The organism is Stenotrophomonas sp. OVS01A, assembly GCF_019969775.1.
GTDB classification, from domain to species: Bacteria; Pseudomonadota; Gammaproteobacteria; order Xanthomonadales; family Xanthomonadaceae; genus Stenotrophomonas; species Stenotrophomonas indicatrix.
This window is the reverse complement of record NZ_JAHXYV010000016.1, coordinates 1-493: the sequence shown is the minus strand read 5'-3', so window position 1 is coordinate 493 and position 493 is coordinate 1. Positions and strand designations below refer to the sequence as shown.

Annotated in this window: 1 protein-coding gene; it reads left to right on the top strand. The window is 33.9% G+C overall.

What is annotated here, in order from left to right:
- The coding region (locus tag LC407_RS20800; RefSeq protein WP_223483527.1) for a class I SAM-dependent methyltransferase at nt 1–493 on the top strand (493 nt) is incomplete at both ends.

Here is a 493-nt window from a genome sequence, read left to right as displayed (position 1 = left end):
GGCATACAGTTTTTCAACAAAGAAATCGCAGAAAAACTAAACGGAAATACGAAAGAACTATTGAAATGGATTGTGCAAATTCAACTCTCCCCTACGCCCTTAGCATGTGCAGCATATTGTGAAAAGGTTTTACTGAATGAAGTAACGCTAGGCTTACAACAATATGTCATTCTCGGAGCAGGATTAGATACTTTTAGTTTTAGACACCCAGAACTTGAACATATTTTGGAAATCTTTGAAATCGACCATCCAGCAACACAGCAATTTAAAAAGACAAGATTAAATGAAGCTCATTTTAAACTTCCTAGTAATGTACATTTTGTTGCGATGGACTTCACAAAAAAATTTTTACATCAAAATCTAATAAATAGCGGCTTTGACAACAATAAAACTTTCTTTAGTCTACTAGGTGTTTCTTATTATTTAACGAAAGAGGAAACTTCAAGTTTGATCGAGCATTTGTTTGCCAATTTACCATCTGGAAGCTCTATAG